The sequence below is a fragment of the Micrococcus sp. LASM2_SD2 genome (assembly GCF_057364565.1).
In genome coordinates, this window is the sequence record NZ_JBNFOB010000350.1 from 1 (window position 1) to 1578 (window position 1578).

General features: G+C 69.5%; 2 protein-coding genes. Both read right to left on the minus strand.

The genetic code is table 11. The features are described from left to right. Positions 1-56: 56 nt before the first annotated feature. Complete coding sequence (locus AC2W7A_RS12255) at positions 57-722, minus strand: ATP-dependent Clp protease proteolytic subunit (RefSeq protein ID WP_485991587.1); 666 nt, start codon at positions 720-722, stop codon at positions 57-59. Between the two features lie 43 nt (positions 723-765). Then, positions 766-1380 carry an ATP-dependent Clp protease proteolytic subunit gene (locus AC2W7A_RS12260; protein WP_485991588.1) on the minus strand — a complete coding sequence of 205 codons (615 nt, stop codon included), beginning with the start codon at positions 1378-1380 and terminating at the stop codon, positions 766-768. Between the last annotated feature and the right edge of the window lie 198 nt (positions 1381-1578).

Sequence of the window (1578 nt, forward strand, 5' to 3'; positions counted from 1 at the left end):
CGGTGCGGGCCGTCGTCGTGGTCCTCCCCCGCCGCGGCCGGGGGAGGATCCGACGATCAGGCCGCGGGACGGGTGATCTTGCGGGAGGAGAGGACCTCGTCCACGAGGCCATACTCGAGGGCGGCCTGGGCGGAGAGGAACTTGTCCCGGTCGATGTCCCGGGAGACCTCCTCGGCCGACTTGTCGGTCAGCGAGGCGAGGGTCTCCTCCATCCAGACGCGCATGCGGTTGATCTCCTGCGCGTGGATCTCGAGGTCGGTCGCGGTGCCGCGGTCGCCCTGCATGGCCGGCTGGTGGATCATCACACGGGCGTTCGGCAGCGCGAGGCGCTTGCCCGGGGCGCCGGCGGCCAGCAGCACGGCGGCGGCGGAGGCGGCCTGGCCCAGGCACACGGTCTGCACCTCGGGGCGGATGAACTGCATCGTGTCGAAGATGGCGGTCATCGCTGTGAAGGAGCCGCCCGGCGAGTTGATGTACAGGGTGATGTCACGCTCGGAGTCCATGGCCTCGAGCACGAGCAGCTGCGCCATCACGTCGTCGGCCGAGGCGTCGTCCACCTGCGAGCCGAGGAAGACGATGCGGTCCTCGAACAGCTTGGCGTAGGGGTCCTGGCGCTTGAAGCCGTACGGGGTGCGCTCCTCGAACTGCGGGAGGATGTAGCGGGCGTCCGGGGTGGACTGGGTGGGCTTCGCGGTCGGGAGCCCGGCGGTGAAGTGGTTCATGTCTGTCTCTCCTGACGAGGTCGTGCGGTCCGCGGGCGTGGCCTCAGGCCTGCATGCCTCCGCCGCCGGAGACGGCGGTGGAGTGCTCGGCGATGTGGTCGATGAAGCCGTACTCGAGGGCCTCCTGCGCGGTGAACCACTTGTCACGCGCGTTGTCCTCGAGGATGGTCTCGAGGGACTGGCCGGTCTGCTCCGCGGTGAGCTCGGACATGACCTTCTTCATGTGCAGGATCAGCTGCGCCTGGATGCGGATGTCCGACTCGGTGCCGCCGATGCCGCCGGAGGGCTGGTGCATCAGGACGCGGGCGTGCGGGGTCGCGTAGCGCTTGCCCTTGGTGCCCGAGGAGAGCAGGAACTGGCCCATCGAGGCGGCCAGGCCGGTGGCCACGGTGACGACGTCGTTCGGGATGAACTTCATCGTGTCGTAGATGGCCATGCCGGCGGTCACGGAGCCGCCCGGGGAGTTGATGTACAGGTAGATGTCCTTCTCCGGGTCCTCGGCGGAGAGCAGGAGCATCTGCGAGCAGATGGCGTTCGCGTTGTCGTCGCGCACATCCGAGCCGAGCCAGATGATGCGCTCCTTGAGCAGACGGTTGTAGATGTAGTCCTCGCGCTGCGCCGGGTCCACCGACTGCATCCGGGGGGTGTGTTCCGTCATCACGGGTGCCTTCCTGTTGGCCTGCCGGGGTGGGGCGCTGCGCGGAGTCCCCGGGAGGGGCGGACGCAGGCCCTGCATCTGTGTCGAGCCTACTCATCCGCACCGCGCCCGTGGGGGCGCGCCGGGCCATTTCGCTGTTGGCGCGATGGTGGCCGGCGGAGCCGGCTCCGGTGCCGCGGCCCGGGGTCCGCTCGCCTG

Bases quoted from the DNA above. Each gene is read 5' to 3' on its own strand.
- AC2W7A_RS12260 (WP_485991588.1), bottom strand. From the start codon at position 1,380: ATGACGGAACACACCCCCCGGATGCAGTCGGTGGACCCGGCGCAGCGC.
- AC2W7A_RS12255 (WP_485991587.1), bottom strand. From the start codon at position 722: ATGAACCACTTCACCGCCGGGCTCCCGACCGCGAAGCCCACCCAGTCC.